General features: G+C 35.2%; 16 protein-coding genes and 1 tRNA gene. 10 read left to right on the forward strand and 7 right to left on the reverse strand.

Annotated features, from left to right (window positions below; genetic code table 11):
- Positions 1-250 precede the first annotated feature (250 nt).
- Positions 251-1,483 (forward strand): metallophosphoesterase, encoded by a 1,233-nt coding sequence (locus tag K5R64_RS00315; RefSeq protein WP_220759674.1) that lies wholly within the window; start codon positions 251-253, stop codon positions 1,481-1,483.
- Positions 1,484-1,557: 74 nt separating this feature from the next.
- The gene (locus K5R64_RS00320; RefSeq protein WP_220759676.1) at positions 1,558-1,854 is read left to right on the forward strand and encodes a co-chaperone YbbN; all 297 of its coding nucleotides are present in this window, start codon (positions 1,558-1,560) and stop codon (positions 1,852-1,854) included.
- Between the two features lie 158 nt (positions 1,855-2,012).
- Here K5R64_RS00320 and K5R64_RS00325 read toward each other — a convergent pair whose 3' ends face one another.
- Together K5R64_RS00325 and K5R64_RS00330 are read right to left on the reverse strand one after the other, a co-directional pair.
- Positions 2,013-2,654, reverse strand: coding sequence for a polysaccharide deacetylase family protein (locus tag K5R64_RS00325; RefSeq protein ID WP_220759678.1), 642 nt, complete (start codon positions 2,652-2,654; stop codon positions 2,013-2,015).
- Between the two features lie 239 nt (positions 2,655-2,893).
- On the reverse strand, positions 2,894-6,181 hold the full coding sequence (locus K5R64_RS00330; RefSeq protein ID WP_220759681.1) for a DUF2723 domain-containing protein: 3,288 nt from the start codon (positions 6,179-6,181) through the stop codon (positions 2,894-2,896).
- A gap of 240 nt (positions 6,182-6,421) precedes the next feature.
- Between K5R64_RS00330 and K5R64_RS00335 the strand changes: the two genes are divergently transcribed.
- Positions 6,422-6,492: transfer RNA gene (locus tag K5R64_RS00335), tRNA-Gln, on the forward strand.
- 51 nt (positions 6,493-6,543) lie between these two features.
- Here the strand turns inward: K5R64_RS00335 and K5R64_RS00340 are convergent.
- Positions 6,544-7,368, reverse strand: a complete 825-nt coding sequence (locus K5R64_RS00340; RefSeq protein WP_220759683.1) for a universal stress protein — start codon at positions 7,366-7,368, stop codon at positions 6,544-6,546.
- 174 nt (positions 7,369-7,542) lie between these two features.
- Between K5R64_RS00340 and rimP the strand changes: the two genes are divergently transcribed.
- From rimP to K5R64_RS00375, 7 genes are all read left to right on the forward strand, one after another.
- Complete coding sequence (gene rimP, locus K5R64_RS00345; RefSeq protein ID WP_220759685.1) at positions 7,543-8,007, forward strand: ribosome assembly cofactor RimP; 465 nt, start codon at positions 7,543-7,545, stop codon at positions 8,005-8,007.
- Positions 8,008-8,020: 13 nt separating this feature from the next.
- Positions 8,021-9,274 carry a transcription termination factor NusA gene (gene nusA, locus K5R64_RS00350; protein WP_220759687.1) on the forward strand — a complete coding sequence of 418 codons (1,254 nt, stop codon included), beginning with the start codon at positions 8,021-8,023 and terminating at the stop codon, positions 9,272-9,274.
- Between the two features lie 51 nt (positions 9,275-9,325).
- Positions 9,326-12,169, forward strand: a complete 2,844-nt coding sequence (gene infB, locus K5R64_RS00355; protein WP_220759689.1) for a translation initiation factor IF-2 — start codon at positions 9,326-9,328, stop codon at positions 12,167-12,169.
- A 436-nt stretch (positions 12,170-12,605) separates the two neighbouring features.
- Positions 12,606-13,361 (forward strand): LuxR C-terminal-related transcriptional regulator, encoded by a 756-nt coding sequence (locus tag K5R64_RS00360; protein ID WP_220759691.1) that lies wholly within the window; start codon positions 12,606-12,608, stop codon positions 13,359-13,361.
- 154 nt (positions 13,362-13,515) lie between these two features.
- Positions 13,516-14,697, forward strand: coding sequence for a T9SS type A sorting domain-containing protein (locus K5R64_RS00365; RefSeq protein ID WP_220759694.1), 1,182 nt, complete (start codon positions 13,516-13,518; stop codon positions 14,695-14,697).
- A gap of 93 nt (positions 14,698-14,790) precedes the next feature.
- Positions 14,791-15,468 carry an SDR family oxidoreductase gene (locus tag K5R64_RS00370; RefSeq protein ID WP_220759696.1) on the forward strand — a complete coding sequence of 226 codons (678 nt, stop codon included), beginning with the start codon at positions 14,791-14,793 and terminating at the stop codon, positions 15,466-15,468.
- 110 nt (positions 15,469-15,578) lie between these two features.
- The gene (locus K5R64_RS00375) at positions 15,579-16,178 is read left to right on the forward strand and encodes a SprT-like domain-containing protein (RefSeq protein WP_220759698.1); all 600 of its coding nucleotides are present in this window, start codon (positions 15,579-15,581) and stop codon (positions 16,176-16,178) included.
- 56 nt (positions 16,179-16,234) lie between these two features.
- Here K5R64_RS00375 and K5R64_RS00380 read toward each other — a convergent pair whose 3' ends face one another.
- The 4 genes from K5R64_RS00380 to K5R64_RS00395 all read right to left on the reverse strand — a co-directional run bounded on the left by K5R64_RS00380 (position 16,235) and on the right by K5R64_RS00395 (position 19,268).
- Complete coding sequence (locus tag K5R64_RS00380) at positions 16,235-16,996, reverse strand: ABC transporter ATP-binding protein (RefSeq protein ID WP_220759700.1); 762 nt, start codon at positions 16,994-16,996, stop codon at positions 16,235-16,237.
- Positions 16,993-17,742, reverse strand: a complete 750-nt coding sequence (locus K5R64_RS00385) for an ABC transporter permease (protein ID WP_220759702.1) — start codon at positions 17,740-17,742, stop codon at positions 16,993-16,995. The genes K5R64_RS00380 and K5R64_RS00385 overlap by 4 nt, the downstream gene beginning before the upstream one ends.
- Before the next feature lie 78 nt (positions 17,743-17,820).
- Entirely contained in the window at positions 17,821-18,672 is an 852-nt protein-coding gene (locus K5R64_RS00390; protein WP_220759704.1) for a glycosyltransferase family 2 protein, read from the reverse strand.
- A 62-nt stretch (positions 18,673-18,734) separates the two neighbouring features.
- Positions 18,735-19,268 carry a methyltransferase gene (locus tag K5R64_RS00395; protein WP_220759706.1) on the reverse strand — a complete coding sequence of 178 codons (534 nt, stop codon included), beginning with the start codon at positions 19,266-19,268 and terminating at the stop codon, positions 18,735-18,737.
- Positions 19,269-19,303 lie beyond the last annotated feature (35 nt).

The raw sequence follows: 19,303 nt of genomic DNA on the forward strand, positions 1-19,303 counted from the left end.
TATATTAATTTTTTCCTACAAAATAAACTATGAAATACATTCGTTAATCATAGCCCTGATCGAAGCGGTATCCTCTTGTTTTGTCCCGAAACTTTGGGGCAAAACAAGAGATAAAGCGTAGAGCAGGAGGAGTGTTTGTTGTGAAAACTGGTTTTTGTGCTCCTAAAAACAATAAACCGAAGTTAAAGTTTATTTAATATCCTCTCTATTGCTACAGATATATTGTTATTTTGTATAAAATTAGATTCAAATGGGAGTGAGGTTGTTGTTTTTTTTCTCTATACTGTTAGTGGTTGAGGTGTATGCTTTTCAGGCATTTAAAACTTTGATTAAGAGCAAGGGGATGGTGGTAGGTTATGCTGTTTTGAGTGCTTGTCTTTTTGTTTATATTTTGTATTCGTTTTTGAGTTTTGACCGTTCGGTTGGGCAAACCAAGCATACCTTGTTTACGATGGGATTGATGCTGTTAATCTATATTCCTAAGATGGTTTTGGCATTGGTTTTACTGGGTGAAGACTTGTATCGATTGGTTTCGGGCATGTTTAGAGCGGCTGTAGGAGAACAACAGGAAGGTTTTTTGGCAGCGAGACGGACTTTTGTAAGTCAGTTGGGGACTAGTCTGGCAGCCATTCCGTTTTTGTCGTTGCTTTACGGAATGACTATTGGGAAATATAATTTTAAGGTAGTTAAACAGCGCATTTATTTTCCTGATTTGCCCGAGGCTTTTGATGGGTTTACAATTGCCCAAATATCCGATGTGCATTCGGGTAGCTTTGATGATGCAGAGAAAATAAGTTATGCGATTGATTTGATTAATGAGCAAAATGCTGACATGATTTTGTTTACAGGAGATATTGTCAATACGCACGCCACAGAAATGCATCCTTGGATTTCGACTTTTAAAAAGATAAGAACACCGCAGTTTGGTAAATATGCCGTACTAGGGAATCATGATTACGGAGAATACATAGATTGGCCTACTCATGAGGCTAAAGAAGCCAATTTTGAAGCCATTAAAAAACTTTATACAGATATTGATTTTGAGTTGTTGTTAAATGAACACCGTTTTATTGAAAAAGACAACCAAAAAATGGCGTTGATAGGGGTTGAAAATTGGGGACGTGGTTTTAAAAAAGCTGGGGATATAAGTAAGGCATCTAAAGATGTGGCTATCGAAGATTTTAAAATCGTGATGACACATGACCCTTCGCACTGGGATTTGGAATTAAAGCAACATCCTAAAAATTTTCATTTAACTTTTTCAGGTCACACACACGGAATGCAGTTTGGTATCGAAATTCCGGGTGTTTTTAAATGGAGTTTGGCGCAGTATATGTATCCGCAATGGGCGGGCTTGTATGAAACGCTAGGGCGTTATGTATATGTGAACCGCGGTTTCGGCTTTCATGCGTATCCTGGAAGGGTAGGAATTATGCCTGAAATCACGGTAATTGAGCTAAAAAGAGGAGAGAAATTAGCATAATTCGTTAAAAATGCTACATTTGTAACTTAATATCTATTTTTTTAGTAGATTTAAAATATTAAATTTTTGGTTTTATGTCAAAATTTGGAGAACTTATAAGTGCACATGTGCCTGTGTTGATTGATTTCTACACAGAATGGAATGAAGCCTCTTTATCGATGCATCCTGTAATTAAGGATGTAGCTGCAGCTCTTGGCGATAAGGCTAAAGTGATTAAAATTGATGTGGATAAAAATCAAGAACTTGCCGAGGCTTTGCGAATCAAGGGACTGCCTACATTAATGATTTATAAAGACGGTCAAATGATTTGGAGACAATCTGGGGAATTAGACGCTAACAGTATTATTGCTATTGTTCAAGAGCAATTGTAGTTTACGAATTAGAGCGAATTTATGTTTTGAAAAACAATTGTAGATGCGTTGTTTTTTTATAAATTTTGAGTGTAAATACACCGCTTCAGCGGCATTGACATTAATTTATATTTTTTTGATTTTTAAAAATCAATTTACAAATTAGCGTTACTTTAAAATTACGGTATGACATCATATTGAAACTTCTTCTCATCAATATAGTCCAATACTTTTGGTAATGTGTATTTCAGGTTTTGAAATGCCTTGACGCTATCGTGAAAGATAATGATACTGCCTGGTTTGATGTTTGAAATAACATTTTTCAAACATTTTTCTTTTGAGATACTCGTGTCAAAGTCAGCACTGAGTACATCCCACATAATAATTTTATACCCTTGTTTTCGCAATGCGTCTAATTGTGCTTTGGTCATCTTACCATAAGGAGGACGAAAGAATTTAGACGTTAAGGCATAATTGTGTTTGGCAATAGTTTTGGCACAGCGTTTTACGTTTTTGAGGTATTCTTTAGTGGCTGTTTTCCAGCCATTCAGGTGATTAAAAGTATGGTTGCCAATGGCGTGTTTGTTTTCGATGATTTTTTCGAATAATTGGGGTTGTTGCTCAATATTTTTCCCCACGCAAAAGAAGGTAGCTTTGGCGTTGTGCTTTTGTAGTTCTTCTAATACCCAATCTGTGATTTCTGGAGTGGGTCCATCATCAAAACTGAGGTATATTTTATTTTCTGTATTGGGAATATCCCAAACGTATTTTGAAAATAACCACTTAATAATCAAGTTTGTTTTTATCCAATAAAAGCTCATTTTGTAGGTGTTTTTAGAGTCTTTAAGTTATAAAAAAGTGCAGCAATTTCCAAATAATTGCTGCACTTTTTTTAGTGGAAAATAAGTCGTTTTTTAAACGGAAAGGCTGGATTGTTTTTTACATTTTAAAAATAATAAAACCAATGTTTGCTTTACGAGTTTTTACTTTTTTTGTCTTAATGAAAAAGCAATCCTTGTTCTCAATTACAAACAGTTAATTGATTTTCATGGCGTGTCAATTACTCTTTGTCTCTGCCAAATTGTTGGAACTTGTCAATATAGGAATTGAATGGTTTTTTATTTTTTTCATAGAAAGCAACATCTCCGTTTTCTTTCATAACCTGTAATAGGCTTCGGTATCGTTCTATATCGGTTACAATATCCATTGCAATTTCTGATTGCTCGTTTAGGCTTAATTTACCATAATAGTCTAAATTTTCACGGTATTTACCAATCAATTTCGTGAGTAATTCTTGTGCTTTGGCTTTTTCATTCGTTTGGTAATACCCTTTGGTAAATGGTTCTAATAAAGAGTAATAGCCAAATTTATCTAACGGCATTTTTGTCATCGCCAAGTCAATTATTTTTTTGGCTTTTTCTATGTTGCCTTCCTCAATCAGTTTGTCCATTAATCGGGCAAGATTTGTTCGGTACGTGATGCTTTCTCTCCTGGTTTCTGGGTCGTGATAGATTTTATCGCTATCGCTATTCCCCCAGTCCCAAGCGGTCACAATAGAATACATTTTATCAGAATCAATTTGTCCCATATCAAGCGGACTGCTGTTTTTTGGGATAGGAGTTCTTAAAGGGACTAGTTTATAAACCATACCGTCCAATTGGAGGTATTCTTTCATCCAAAGATAATCTTCGTCATCATAAGCTCCTCCACTGAAATAGATAGGTCTTTTCCAATGGTTGTTAGCAATAAGATCAAGCATCATCAAACGGTTTTTGTACAGTGCACTTCCTTTGATGTCAATGTCGATATACGGAACGATAGAATCGTTGTATTTTGAAGCCACTATTTTGTTTTGAATGATGGCGTTTTTATCGACAGGAATTCGGATTTTATTAGTTGGGAAAAAATGGATGGTTTGTCCGTTTTGTAAACCAATAGTTGATTTAGGATTTTTGATGAATTCTAATAAATCTTTCAACTCCCAACGACTTTCTGTTTTAGGAATATAGGCTACATAATCTAATTTGTCACCCACATATTGGTCGTGAGTAAACGAAATAGGCAAGGGGTCGGATTCGTAAGTTTTCATCTTCATCTGGTCAATATACCAATCGGTCATAAAAAGACTGGTATTGACAATCTTCACATCGGTTCTGATGCCTTCTATTTCTTGGGCATACCATAGCGGGAAGGTATCATTGTCTCCAATGGTGAATAAAATAGCATTTGGGTCGCATGAGCTTAGGTAGGCTTTTGCCATTGCCAATGCGGTATATTTTTCTGAACGATCATGGTCGTCCCAGTTTTGCGATGCCATCAATACAGGGCCTGCTAAGAGACAAGCTGAGATGATGATAGGGCCCGCGATTTTTGGTGTGATGTAGGTGCGCAAACTTTCGTATAAAGAATACACTCCAAAACCTATCCAAAGTGCAAATACATAAAATGAACCTACAAGGGCATAATCTCTTTCTCTTGGTTCAAATGGTCTTTCGTTAAGGTAGATTTTTAAGGCAATCCCCATAAATAAAAACAACATCAAAAGAACATAAAAACTTTTACGGTCTTTACTTGCGTGGAACATGATTCCAATTAGTCCAAGAATGAATGGAATAAAGTAGTAGGTGTTCCTTCCTTTGTTGTTTAATACATCTGAAGGAAGGTTTTCTTGAGAGCCCAGATGGGTTTCGTCAATAAATTTGATTCCGCTTAACCAATTTCCGTCTAAATGATCGTATCTGCCTTGGTTATCACTTTGTCTTCCTACGAAATTCCACATCAAATACCTCCAATACATGTATCCAAATTGGTATTCGAACATGAAACTGAAATTGTCAGCAGTTGAAGGTTTTTCGATAATTAAATATTCGCCATAGCTTCTTAGGAATTTCACATAGCCCTCATTGTCAATTTGTTTTTGAGCATAGGCTAATCTGAATTCAGAAACTGTTTTTTCAACTTCGTTTTTTAGTTGCGCAATGGCCTTGTTGTAATCTTCTTCACTGATTTTGCTTACGTCAATGCCATATTTAGCTAGGTCTTCTTCGTAAGGGTAATTAGGGTTGATTTTAAACGCAGGTGGGTTGGTAAAATTAATGTAGTTTTCGATATGTTCAGAACTCCACATTCTAGGCAGAAAGGTTTTGTGGTAGTCGTCGCTATTTTGAACGGCATTTTTAAAATTGTTTACAATAACATATTTTCCTGTTTTGTAATCGCGTTCGTAGTTAGGTGCTTTGTCTAGGTACGGAGTTTTAGGGTCTAATCCAGCAAAGGTTTCGGTGTATTGAGGTCCGTAAAACAATGGGTTTACCCCGTACTGTTCCCGGTTGTAATAAGCCAAAACTTCAGCCGCATCCGAAGGCTTGTTTTCGTTTATAACCGTATTCGCATTGGCACGAATAGGTAACATAAGCCAAGTTGAAAACCCAATTAATATAAACAACACACATAGAAGTAAGGTGTTGAGGTGTACTTGTCCTTTGTCTTTGGTGTATTTTAAACCAAAATAAAAGCTTACAGCAACCAGTAAACCTACCAAGATGGTCCCTGAGTCGAAAGGCATCCCGAAATTATTTACTAAGAAAATTTCACTTTTCCCAAAGAAAGCCATCGTAAGAGGTAAGAGCAATTTAAAAATAAAGAGCAAAATAGAAACCACGACAACATTAGCAATAATAAAGTTTTTAGGAGTTACTGTTTTGAAATGTTTAAAATAATACAATAATCCAATGGATGGAATGGCTAATAATGCCATAAAATGAACCCCAAACGACAATCCAATTACTAGTGAAATGATAAGTAACCATTTGTTCCCACGTGGTTTGTCCATGTCTTGTTCCCAACGTAAGCCAAGCCAAAAGAGTAAAGCAATAAATAAGGAGGCCATGGCATACACTTCGGCCTCAACAGCATTATACCAAAAACTATCTGAAAAAGTATAGGCGAGAGCACCTACAAAGGAACTGCCTAGGATAACTATTTTGTTATCGGTTGTTAAATCTTCTTTAGAGGTGCTTCCAATAATCTTAGTAAGAATCATGGTTGAAGACCAAAACATGAATAAGATGGTAAACGCACTAGAGACAACGGAGGTCATATTGACCATCAAAGCAATATGTTGGTTGTCTATGGCAAACATGGCAAAAAAGGCACCAATCATTTGGAATAAAGGAGCGCCAGGAGGGTGCCCTACTTCTAGTTTGGCAGAAGTGGCAATGTATTCACCGCAATCCCAAAAACTCATCGTGGGTTCAACAGTTAAGCCGTAGGTGCACAATGCTATTGCAAATGTGAACCAACCTACAATAGTATTCCATTTATTAAAATTGAATGCTGCTTTACTCATGTGTCAAATTTTAATTGTATTTTTAATGTTGCAAAGAAAATGTTTTTTTGTGGAAACTAGAGGGCATTAACAAAATTTTCTAGGAATCTACTAGCAATTCCTAAGGGATTGATTTTTAGTTTCTTTTGTTATTTTGTGTTTTTGTTTTTTTTAAAAATGAATTTTTTTTGATAAAAAGTTTGAAAAAAGTTTGTAGAAACTAAATATTATTATAAATTTGCACCCGCAATAAAGCACTATTGGTCTATGGTGTAATGGTAACACAACTGTTTTTGGTGCAGTCTTTCTAGGTTCGAGTCCTAGTAGACCAACAGAAAAAGCCTCTCATTTGGGAGGCTTTTTTGTTTTTGAGTATTTTGAAATTAAATTTTGAATGAAATCACTGGTTTGACTGCGTGATTTACTAAGTCTTCGCTAATGCTACCCGTAAAGAAATGGACTAGGCCTGTTCTGCCATGAGTGCATAAAGCGATGATGTCAGCGCCTACTTCTGAAGAAAAATTAAGGATTCCTTTTTCTACATTGGTGTCATTGTATAAATGAGTTGTGTAGTGTTTTAGGTTAAAACTGGTTAAAAAAGTTTCCGTCATCTTTCGTGCCACAATGGTGCTTTTGAAACTATTGGGTGTGCAAATGGTTACTAGGCTGAGCTTGGCGTTAAAAATAGATGCAAAATCAATCATTTTTTGAAAAGGAGTTTTTATTACTTCTGCAAAGTCAGAGGCAAAAACAATGTGAGGTTCCTCAAAATTGATGTCATTATTTTTGACAACTAGTACGGGAACATCGGAATGGCGGACTACCTTTTCCGTATTGGAGCCTATTAGAATCTCTTCAATTCCTGAAATTCCTTTGGAGCCCATGACGATAAGATCAGTGTTGTGGTCTTTTATAAAGGATAAAATGCCTTCAGAGGCTTTTTCGAATTTTACATGTTTGGAGACAAGGATGTCTTGTAGGCAAGGATGTTGGGCAGTTTCTTCAAGGATTTCATTGGCTTTTTTGATAAAATGCATGATTTCAGGTATGCCTGCGGCTCCAGTAATGGCATCGTTCATCTGGCTCGGAATTTCTAACATGTGAAGCAGTTCTATTTCAGCATTTGTTTTTTTGGCGATGGTTGCTGCTGTTTTTAGGGCATTTTCTGCCTGGCTCGAAAAATCAGTTGGGACTAAAATTCGTTTCATAATTTTAAGATTTGTATTATGGGAAAAATCTTTGTTTTTGATTGTACTAAAGATAAGGAATATTTTAACATTAATGTATTTTTTTTGATTTATAAAAAAAACACTATATTTGCATCGTTATTTATTAAAATCTAGATAATGAGGGGGCTAATAGTCCCCTCTTTTTATAAAAATATGGCATTTAAAGAGAAGGTAAATTCGTTGTTGTTAGAAGCATTGTCAGAGCGTCCCTCCTTGTTTTTGGTAGATGTGGTGATTACGGATGCATTTAAAATTATCGTAACCCTTGATGGCGATAACGGAGTTGTTTTACAAGATTGTATCGATATTAGTAGAGCAGTCGAATCTAACCTAGATAGAGAGGAGCAGGATTTTTCGCTAGAAGTGGCTTCTTTTGGAGTGGGTGCTCCATTAAAATTTGTGAGACAATACAAAAAAAACATTGGTAGAACGCTAATTGTGAAGACCGAAAGTGAAAATATAGAAGCAGAATTAGTAGATGCTAATGATGATTTTGTAGTTTTGTCTTGGGAAGCAAGAGAGCCAAAAAAGATAGGAAAAGGGAAAGAGACAGTTCTAAAAAAATTAGAATTGCCTTATGGAGATATAAAAGAAGCAGTTGTTACAGTAACATTTTAATTAAAGAATTCGCATGGAAAATTTAGCATTAATCGATTCATTTTCAGAGTTTAAAGATAATAAACTTATTGATCGTGTAACGCTTATGGCAATTTTAGAAGATGTATTTAGAAATGCATTGAAGAAAAAATACGGTTCAGATGATAATTTTGATATTATTATAAACCCTGATAAAGGGGATATGGAAATTTGGAGAAGGAGAGTTATTGTTGCTGACGAAGATCTAGATTTTGAAAACGAAGAAATTACGCTTACTGAAGCAAGAAAAATTGAAGCGGATTTTGAGATTGGTGAAGAGGTTTCAGAAGAAGTAAAATTGATTGATTTAGGAAGAAGAGCTATTTTGGCTTTACGTCAAAATTTGATTTCTAAAATCCATGAACATGATAATACGAACCTTTACAAACAATTTAAAGATTTAGTAGGGGATATTTATACTGCCGAAGTACACCATGTAAGACCAAGAGTTGTTATTTTAGTAGATGATGAAGGAAACGAAATTGTTTTGCCAAAAGAGAAACAAATTCCTTCTGATTTTTTCCGTAAAGGAGACAATGTTCGTGGAATTATTGAAAGTGTGGAATTAAAAGGAAACAAACCACAAATCATCATGTCTAGAACTTCTGAGAAATTCTTAGAAAAGTTGTTTGAACAAGAGATTCCTGAGGTTTTTGATGGTTTAATTACCGTTAAAAATGTAGTAAGAATTCCAGGCGAAAAAGCAAAAGTGGCTGTAGAGACTTATGATGACCGTATTGATCCAGTAGGAGCATGTGTGGGAATGAAAGGTTCTCGTATCCACGGAATAGTTAGAGAATTAGGTAATGAAAATATTGATGTAATTAATTACACCAATAATATTCAGTTGTATATTACAAGAGCATTAAGCCCTGCAAAAGTTTCTTCCATTAAGATTAATGAAGAGGCTAAAAGAGCGGAGGTGTTCTTGAAATTAGAAGAAGTTTCTAAAGCGATTGGACGTGGAGGACATAACATCCGATTAGCGGGTCTTTTGACAGGATATGAATTAGATGTAATACGTGAAGGTGACATTGCTGGAGCTGTAGCTGATGAAGACGATGTTGAATTAACTGAGTTTTCAGATGAAATTGAAGAATGGGTAATCGAAGAGTTTGCGAAAATTGGTTTGGATACTGCAAAAAGTATTTTAAGACATGAAGTAGAGGACTTGGTTCGAAGAACTGACCTAGAAGAGGAAACTATTCTAGATGTAATGAAGATATTGAAAGAAGAATTTGACAGTTAGTATTGAATACTTCTGACAACACAACGAAAAAGGTAATAATAAAAAGATTTTATGTCTGAAGAAAGAATTATTAGAATAAACAAAGTTTTAAGAGAATTGAATATTTCCTTAGAAAGAGCTGTGGATTATCTTAAAGATAAAGGGATTAATATTGAGTCTAATCCAAACACAAAGATTTCTAATGAAGTGTACAATGTCTTGTGCGGTCAATTTGCGGGTGACAGAGGGAAAAAAGAAGCTTCAAAAGAAGTAGGAGAAGAAAGAAGAAAAGAGAAAGAAGCGTTACGTGTTGAGAGAGAGAATGAATTAGAAGATAAACGTAAGCAGGAAGAAGAGGAACGTTTAAAACAACAAGAAGTAATCAAGGCGAGAGCCATTGTTACAGGTCCTGTTCAAGTAGGTAAGATCGATCTCAATCCTAAGAAAAACACTGCTCCACCAGCTGCCGCTCCTGCTAAAACTCCTGTTGAGCCTGTTGCAGAATCCAAAGAAAAAGGAACAGCTGATAAAAAGGAAACTAAAGAAGTTGCGCCAGAAAAACTTGTTTCAGACAAAAAAGAGCCTAAAATACCTGTTGTAGAGTCTAAAGAAACCAAAAAAGAAGCGGTAAAAGAGGAAACTAAAGCCGCTCCTAAGGCTGAAAATACTCCTGCAGAAGAAACGGAGGCTATTGCAACCCAGTACCAAAAATTATCAGGTGCTAAATTGACGGGACAAACGATTGATTTGTCTCAATTCAATAAGCCTAAAAAGAAAAAGGAGGAACCAAAAATCACTCCTAACAAACCAGGAACCCCAGGTGCGCCAGGGGCTAATAAGAATAAAAGAAAACGTATTCAAACCAAACCAGGAACACCAGGTGCTCCAGGAGCATCAGGGCCTAATAAAATTACACCTAATACAGGTGGAGGTTTTAATGCAAACCGAAATACTCGTCCAGGTTTTGTAAAAGGCAATCGTCCAGCGATTGTTGCCAAAGTTGAGCCTACGGAAGAAGAAGTTAAAAATCAAATTCGTGAAACTTTAGAGAAACTCCAAGGAAAAAAAGGAGGAAAATCTAAAGCGGCGAAATACAGAAGAGATAAAAGAGATACGCACCGTCAAAAATCGGATGAAGAACAAAGAGCTTTAGACGAAGAAAGCAAGACAATCAAAGTTACCGAGTTTGTAACTGTAGGAGAGATTGCCATCATGATGGATGTGCCGATTACTAAAGTAATTGGAACTTGTATGTCTTTAGGTATCATGGTAACCATGAACCAACGTTTGGATGCGGAAACATTAACTATCGTTGCTGATGAGTTTGGTTATGACGTTGAGTTTATAACTGTGGATATCGAAGAAGCAATTGAAGTTGTTGAAGATAAAGAAGAAGATTTAGTATTTAGAGCGCCAATCGTAACCGTAATGGGTCACGTTGACCACGGTAAAACGTCCTTGCTGGATTACATCCGTAAAGAAAATGTAATAGCAGGTGAGTCTGGAGGAATTACACAACATATTGGTGCCTACGGAGTAACTTTGGATAACGGACAAAAAATTGCGTTCTTAGATACACCAGGTCACGAGGCGTTTACTGCGATGCGTGCACGTGGAGCTCAAGTTACCGATATTGCTATTATCGTAATTGCGGCCGATGATGATATCATGCCACAAACTAAAGAAGCAATAAGCCATGCACAAGCAGCTGGAGTACCTATCATTTTTGCTATTAATAAAATTGATAAGCCAAATGCAAATGTGGATAAAATTAAAGAACGTTTGGCAAGTATGAATTTACTTGTTGAAGATTGGGGAGGAAAAATCCAATCTCATGATATCTCTGCAAAAGTAGGAACTGGAGTAAAAGAATTATTAGAAAAAGTATTGTTAGAGGCTGAGATTTTGGATTTAAAATCTAACCCTAATAAAGCAGCACAAGGAACTGTTGTTGAAGCGTATTTGGATAAAGGTAAAGGATATGTATCTACAATCTTGGTACAACACGGTACGTTAAGAATTGGTGACTATATGCTAGCAGGTAAGCATCACGGTAAAATTAAAGCGATGCATGACGAAAGAGGAAATGCCGTTTCTGTTGCTGGTCCTTCGACTCCTGTATCAGTACTAGGTTTGGATGGGGCTGCTACAGCAGGGGATAAGTTCAATATTTTTGAAGACGAAAAAGAAGCCAAACAAATTGCTGCAAAACGTTCTCAATTAATGCGTGAACAATCCGTACGTACGCAACGTCATATTACACTTGATGAAATTGGTCGTCGTATTGCTTTAGGTCAATTTAAAGAATTGAACGTTATCCTTAAAGGTGATGTGGATGGTTCTGTAGAAGCATTGTCTGATTCGTTCTCTAAATTGTCAACCGAAGAAATTCAAATTAATATCATTCATAAAGGTGTTGGAGCAATTACAGAAACTGACGTTATGTTGGCTTCGGCTTCTGATGCGATTATTATCGGATTTAACGTTCGTCCTGCTGGAAATGCTAGGCAATTGGCTGATAAAGAAGAAATTGATATCCGTTATTATTCTATTATCTATGCAGCTATCGATGATTTGAAAGATGCAATGGAAGGAATGTTGGCGCCTGAAATGAAAGAAGAAGTATTAGGAACTGCTGAAATCAGAGAATTGTTTAAAATCTCTAAGGTAGGTACTATTGCTGGTTCGATGGTAGTTGATGGTAAAATCCAACGTAATGCTAAAATCAGAGTTGTTCGTGACGGCGTTGTAGTTCACGAAGGAGAATTAGTTGCCTTGAAACGTTTCAAAGATGATGTGAAAGAAGTAACCAAAGGATATGATTGTGGTATTCAAATTAAAGGATACAATGACATTGAAGAAGGTGATGTGATAGAATGTTACCATGAAGTAGCTATCAAGAAAAAATTGAAATAATTTCAATGCATTGAAACTTTTATAAAATCCCGATTCGTCGGGATTTTTTTATTTTTGGTAGTAGCATTGCGCGTGAATTATTGGCATTGTTGTGTTTTCAAGCGTTTCAAAATGGAAAGAACTCTAGGATGGAGTTGGTAGTACGAATGGGTTTTTACTTAAACCCAAATTCTGCAGAGGGTTTCCTAGGGGAACGAAATTTTTTAATAAATTCGTGGGTTTGCGGAAGTTTTTTGAAGAAAAAATTGTAAACTATTTGCTTCGAAGTTCGTGTAAAGCTCTTGAGTCAATGATTGAAAATTGAGTAATTGCCCGAAATTGAAAAAAAAGTTTTGTAAATTCCAATTGCGTAATTTGGCTTAAATAATATTTTGATTTCTTTCTCTATGTTTTTTCTTAAAAAAATGAACTATATTGTGGGGTAAAAAAATTACAAATGAAATCAGAAATTCAAAACTTGTATGACGTTTGGTCTCCCAATAGGATTGCAAAGAGCGCATTGGCTTGTAAGGTTTCTTTTGATAAGTTAACCAATGCTATAATTAGTACTGGACTCTTTTATTTCTATATCATTGATTTTTATGATATGTCTTTAGAAAATGTAAGTCCAGCGATTAGAGAAATTCATGGATTTGACCCAGAAACCGTAACTTTTGATGCTATTTTGGATGCAATTCATCCTGATGATTTAGAGTTTGTCACTAAGGCAGAAGCTTTTATTATTGATTTTTTCTACAAAAAAATAGGTAGCGAAAAACTATTGAGATATAAAATAAACTATAGTTTTAGATTTCGTTTAGAAAACGGTTCTTATGCCTTGTTTAATCATCAGTCGTTAATGCTTTCTATGGATGATAATGGCGGGCTGGGAAAATCCCTTAATATCCATACTCGAATTGACCATTTAAGCAATCGGAATACGCATACGGTTTCTTTAATTGGTTTGGATGGAGAGCCATCTTATATGAATCTTAGTATTGATAATGAAAATCAGGTGACAAATACATTTTCAGAAAGAGAAATAAACATTATAAAACTCATAAGTGAAGGCTTGAACAATGAGGAAATTGCTGAAAAACTTTGCATTAGTGTCATGACGGTCAAAACACATCGTAAAAATATCTTGGCTAAATCAGACTCGAAAAATACTGCGGAACTGGTTAAAAATTGCATTCTTCAAGGGATTGTCTAATGTGTTAGTGATGAGTAGAATACCCCTTTGTAGGTATTTCTATATCTGTATGGTTGTGTTACTTTTACTATAATAATAGAAACTGTTTTTTTATTTATTAATAAAAAATGAAACTTCATATTGTCGAATTATGTAACCTTTAAAATCAAGCCATATGAAAAAAATTACTTTACTTATTTTAATCGTTTTTACCATAAATGTAAAATCGCAAACTAAATTACTTTCTAGTATTGATCAATATTTGGATGGGAGTAATTGGATTAATAGTTGGGGGCATAATTATGATTATGATGGCAATAACAATTTGGTTGCCGAAACAGACTTGGAATGGATAAATGGAGCTTGGAAGAATCGTTCCAAAACCACTTATGTATATGATGGAAATAACAAAGTAACTGAAAAGTTAGGACAAGACTGGAACGCTACAACAAATATGTTTGAAAATTCGTATAAAGATAATTATACTTACAGCAATGGTAAATTAGTAGGGCAAGAATCTAAAGTTTGGGAAAACTCCAGTTGGGTAAATGAATGGAAAGTGGAATTGACTTATAATGGTAACAATTTGCCTGAATCGGCGTTGTTTTATAATTGGGATGGTACACAATGGGAACTAGATTCAAGAGAGACCTTGGTCTATAATGTGAATAATAAAATGACCGAAAATTTAACTGAAAATTGGGAAAATTCACAATGGGTAAACTCTTATAAAACCCTTATTACTTATAACGGAAGCAATAAAATCATCGCAACCCGTGGTGCCGATTGGGATAAATTCAATAATCTTTGGGTTGAAGTGGATAAAATGGATTATGTGATAGATGTTGCTGGAAACAGAACTTCTGAAATTAATGAGTATTCTGGCTCAAAATCCAAGGAAGAATATGAATATGACACAGCAAGTCTTATGGATAATTTTGCACATCCTTTTAAAGATAAAACAGGGGTGGAATATCTCTTTGAAGATTTTCCTTATGTCAATAAATTACTTCAGTCTTCTTATTATTGGTTTGATAGCGTTTTAAATAATTTCACATTATCGAGTAGAACTATTTATAATTATTCTAGTGCAATAACCCTTTCAACTGAGCAATCTGAAATGCCAACAGTGAGTATCTCTATTTATCCTAATCCAACGACATCAACAATTCAATTAAGTGTTCCTGAGCAAATTTCCGTTGATAGCGTGTCGATAATCGATGGAACAGGAAAAGTAGTCTTAGTTCAAAGTGAAAACACTGCTTCAATCAATGTTGAAAAATTGCCAGTAGGAATTTATTTTGTAGAAATGTTTGCAGGTCAACAAAAGTTTGCCTCTAAATTTGTAAAAGAGTAACTGGAGCGCGTTTTAAATCATTATAATTAATCCAAAAAAATCCATTTAGTCCCAGACTTGATGGATTTTTTTTAATTTAGCAAAAACATTTCAATGAAGAACATCATCATCACAGGAACTAGCCGAGGAATTGGGTATGAATTGGCTTTACAATTTGCAAAATCGGGTCATCAAGTACTAGCACTTTCAAGAAAAACCCCTCGCATACTCATAGAGCATCCTAATATAAGCTGCCTTTCTGTAGATTTATCCACTGAAGATGATTTGATTAAGATTGCTAATTTTGTAGCGACTACGTGGAAAAAAATTGATGGGATTATTCATAATGCAGGTGGTTTGATTTTGAAACCTTTTGCAGAAACTACCCAAAAAGATTTTGAATCTATTTACCGAATTAATGTTTTTGCTGTGGCTAATTTGACACGCATCTGTTTGCCCTATTTACAAAAAGGAAGTCATGTAGTGACGATAAGTTCGATGGGAGGAATTCAAGGGAGTTTGAAATTTGCTGGTCTAGCCGCGTATAGTTCCAGTAAAGGGGCTGTAATTACATTAACCGAATTATTGGCAGAAGAATATAAAGAACGAGGGATAGCATTTAATGTTTTGGCACTTGGGGCTGTACAAACAGAAATGTTAAACGAAGCTTTTCCAGGTTATCAAGCACCATTATCAGCGGCTGAAATGGCTCATTATATTTATGATTTTACTTTGACTGGCAATAAATATTTTAATGGGAAGGTGATTCAAGTATCGTCTTCTAATCCTTAAAAAAAAATAGCACATCTATAGAGTATGAGATTTGATGAAACTATTCAATTTACAATACTCAACAAATGAACCATAACTTTTTATCCAATAACAAAAACGCATAGCTTCTTTTGAACGAAACGTTATCTAAATATATCCCTGAATACGCAGTCAAACCCATTTTTGATTTGATTGTGACGCATGGTGTGCATTTAAAAATTGTCAATGAACGCGCCACACGCCATGGCGATTACCGTAGAGCGTTAAATGGCAAGCACGAAATAACAGTTAATGGGAGTCTGAATAAATACCGCTTTTTGATAACCCTTATTCATGAAATTGCTCATTTAGTAGCGTTTGAAAAATACGGTCGGAACATTAAGCCCCATGGTAACGAGTGGAAATATACTTTTCAACAATTGATGGTGCCCTATCTGAGGCCAGAGATTTTTCCAACTCAATTATTGCCACTTTTAGCTCGTCATTTTAGAAATCCTTCTGCCAGTAGTGATACGGATACTACGTTGTCTTTGGCGCTCAAGCAATACGATAAGCCTACGGATAAAAATTATATTTTTGAACTCCCTTATGGCAGTGTGTTTAGAATAAAAAACGGAAAGGTGTTTAAAAAAATTGCCGTACGGACCAAACGTTTTGAATGTATTGAAATTAATTCCGGCAAAACCTATCTCTTCAATCCGAATGCTGAGGTAGAAATCATCCAAAATTAAATCCCAAATTCCATTTGACTTTAAATTGGAAATTGGGATTTTGTAAATTACAATGTTTATCCTTTCAAATGCGCTTCTCTTACCTTTTTGAATAAATTAGAGGAATAAACAAATGCAGTCACAGCTTCATTGTCTGTATAGAAAATTTCATCTTTATTTCCTTGCCATTCTTTTAGTCCGTTTTTCAGAAAAACAATATTATCTCCTATTTCCATCACCGAGTTCATATCATGTGTGTTGACAACCGTAGTGATATTATATTCTTCCGTGATTTCTTTGATGAGGTTGTCGATTAGTATGGACGTATTTGGATCTAATCCCGAGTTAGGTTCATCACAAAAAAGATATTTAGGATTGTTGACAATAGCACGAGCAATAGCTACACGTTTTTGCATTCCTCCTGAAATCTCCGAAGGTAATTTTTTATGAGCATCTGTTAAATTGACTCTTTCTAATACAAAATCAACTCGCTCTTTGATTTGAGACCTATTATTTCGGGTAAACATTTTTAACGGAAAACCAACGTTTTCGGCAACAGTCATGGAGTCAAATAAAGCACTGCCTTGAAAAACCATTCCGATTTCGGTACGTAATTCTCTTTTTTCTTCATCTTCTAACTCCGAATAAATTCGCCCGTCAAAAATAATTTGACCTGATTCTGGCGTATGGATGCCTAAAAGACTTTTGAGTAAGACAGTTTTTCCAGAACCACTTTGCCCTATAATCAGGTTCGTCTTTCCTGTTTCAAAAACAGTCGAAATTCCTTTTAGAATTTTGTTTTCGCCAAATGATTTTTCTATGTTTTTTACTTCTATCATGAGCCAAGTAATAATTGGGTTAGGATATAGTTAAATAAAATAATACAAACCGAAGTCCATACAAAAGATACTGTGCTCGCTTTTCCTACTTCAAGTGCACCACCCTTCATATAGTAACCATGAAAAGAGGGAATTGTTGCTAGTAAAATGGCAAAAATAAAAGTCTTTATAAAGGCATAAGTGACGTGGAAAGGAATAAAATCCATTTGGGCACCTGCAATAAAATCAGCTGCCGAGGTAAATCCCCCATATACACCAGCAATCCATCCTCCCATAATGCCTAGGAACATACTGATTCCTATCACAAATGGGTATAAAAGCAAAGCAATAATTTTAGGAAATACTAAGTAGTTTAAGGAATTGACTCCCATTACTTCAAGTGCGTCAATTTGTTCCGTAACCCGCATCGTTCCAATACTTGAGGTGATAAACGAACCCATTTTTCCAGCCATAATTACAGAGATGAAAGTAGGGGCAAATTCTAAAATAACCGACTGTCTAGTGGCGAAACCAATTAGGTATTTGGGTATTAAAGGATTGGTCAAGTTTAAAGCAGTTTGTATGGCAACAACTCCTCCTACAAAGAACGAGATGAAAGCTACTATTCCGAGTGAACCAATGATTAAATCGTCAATTTCTTTGAAGATAAGATTACGCATCACAGACCATTTGGTTTGTTTGATGAATATTTCCCTTATCATTAAGAAGTATTTCCCTATTTGAGATATATATCGAATGAGCATCATAATGTATTAAATATTGTCAAAAATAGTTATAAGTTATGAGTTATGGGGTATCAGAGAGAGCTTTTTCCCGCCGATGTTTTATCCAAACAGTTTTTCTTTCATTTTTTTTAAGCGATACTTGCGGATGAATTGAGCTTGATTAGGAGTGACTAACATAGGTTTGTTTTCTTTTTTAGCTTTTAAAAACCCTTGAATGTAATCAACAAAAAGGAATGGTTTTCCTTTGCGCATAGCTAGCTTTAATGAGGCAATTGCAGTAATTATAAAGCCATATCCTAATGTGTAAAAGGCTTCTCCTTGTTTATAACGCGCTGTTTTGTTATAGTTGGCACCTGTGGGTTTTAAGTGTTTTACATGTAATGACTGGTCAGTAACAATTTTCCAGTTGTAAAATTTGCATAAAAGTTCGTCAACTGTGTCCCATCCCATTTGAGGTCTTAGACCACCAATTTGTTCAAAAGTTTTTTTTCTGTAGGCTTTCAAAGCCCCCCGAATATGGTCTTTATCAGTTAAATTTTCTAGAACCCATTCACCATTTTTTTCGATATAGCAAAATCCGCCTACCATCCCGATTGAAGGGTCCGATTGAAAATGTTTTGTAATGGCTTCAAAATAATTACTTGGAAAAATCAAGTCGGCGTCTAATTTTACAATGACATCATAATTTTCATCCAAAGTTTCAAAACCCGTTTGGAATGCCTGAATAACTTTACTTCCAGGTAAATGTATTGCCGATGAAGTTTTGTTGACTAAGCTAATAAATGGATGCTCTTTGGCGTAGGTCAATACAATTTCGGCAGTTTTGTCAGTAGAATTATCATTTACAATTACTATTTTTTTGGGTAAATGTGTTTGTGAAACTAAGGATTCTAAAGTCAGAGCAATAAATTCTTCTTCGTTGTGAGCAGGAATAACAATATAATAGTTCATGTTTCTGGATTATAACTTTCAGCTGAGTTAGGCTTCCGGTTGGAATTTGGAATTTGAATTTTTTAGATGAGCTTTTGAGCTCTTTCAGCACAAACAATATAATACCTCGGGGTAAAATAGCGCAATAAAGGTCTGAAACCAATTTTCTTTACGGGATGGGTAAATTTTTCTCGAGCAGTAATTTTCCAACCTGTTTTTTCTAAGAGCCAGTCTAATTGCCAGTCTTCAAATTCATGATAATGTCTATCCCACATGTCGGTTTTACTGCGATAGGCTGGTGAAAACCACAAACGTAAAGGGATTGAAATTAATATTTTATCACAGGTAACATTTTCTAAAACGGTATAAGGGTTTAATAAATGTTCAAAAATTTCAAAAGCTGTAAATACTGAGTACTGGTTATTTTGTAGAGCAGATTGATCTTTGTCTATATCTTCGCCAGTAGTGTTGATGACTTGATAGCCATTCTCTTGCATGATTTTGGAAAATGGATTGGGGACACCTAAATCCAAAATAGTTTCATCGGTGGAAACGTGTTTTTGTAAAAAAGCTAAGGTGTGTTTGAATCGTTTATTCGGAAATGTTTTTTCGTACATGCTGTAATTGTATAATATCCAAGGCGCAAATGTAC

The sequence above is a fragment of the Flavobacterium sp. UMI-01 genome (assembly GCF_019656315.1).
Classification (GTDB): Bacteria; Bacteroidota; Bacteroidia; order Flavobacteriales; family Flavobacteriaceae; genus Flavobacterium.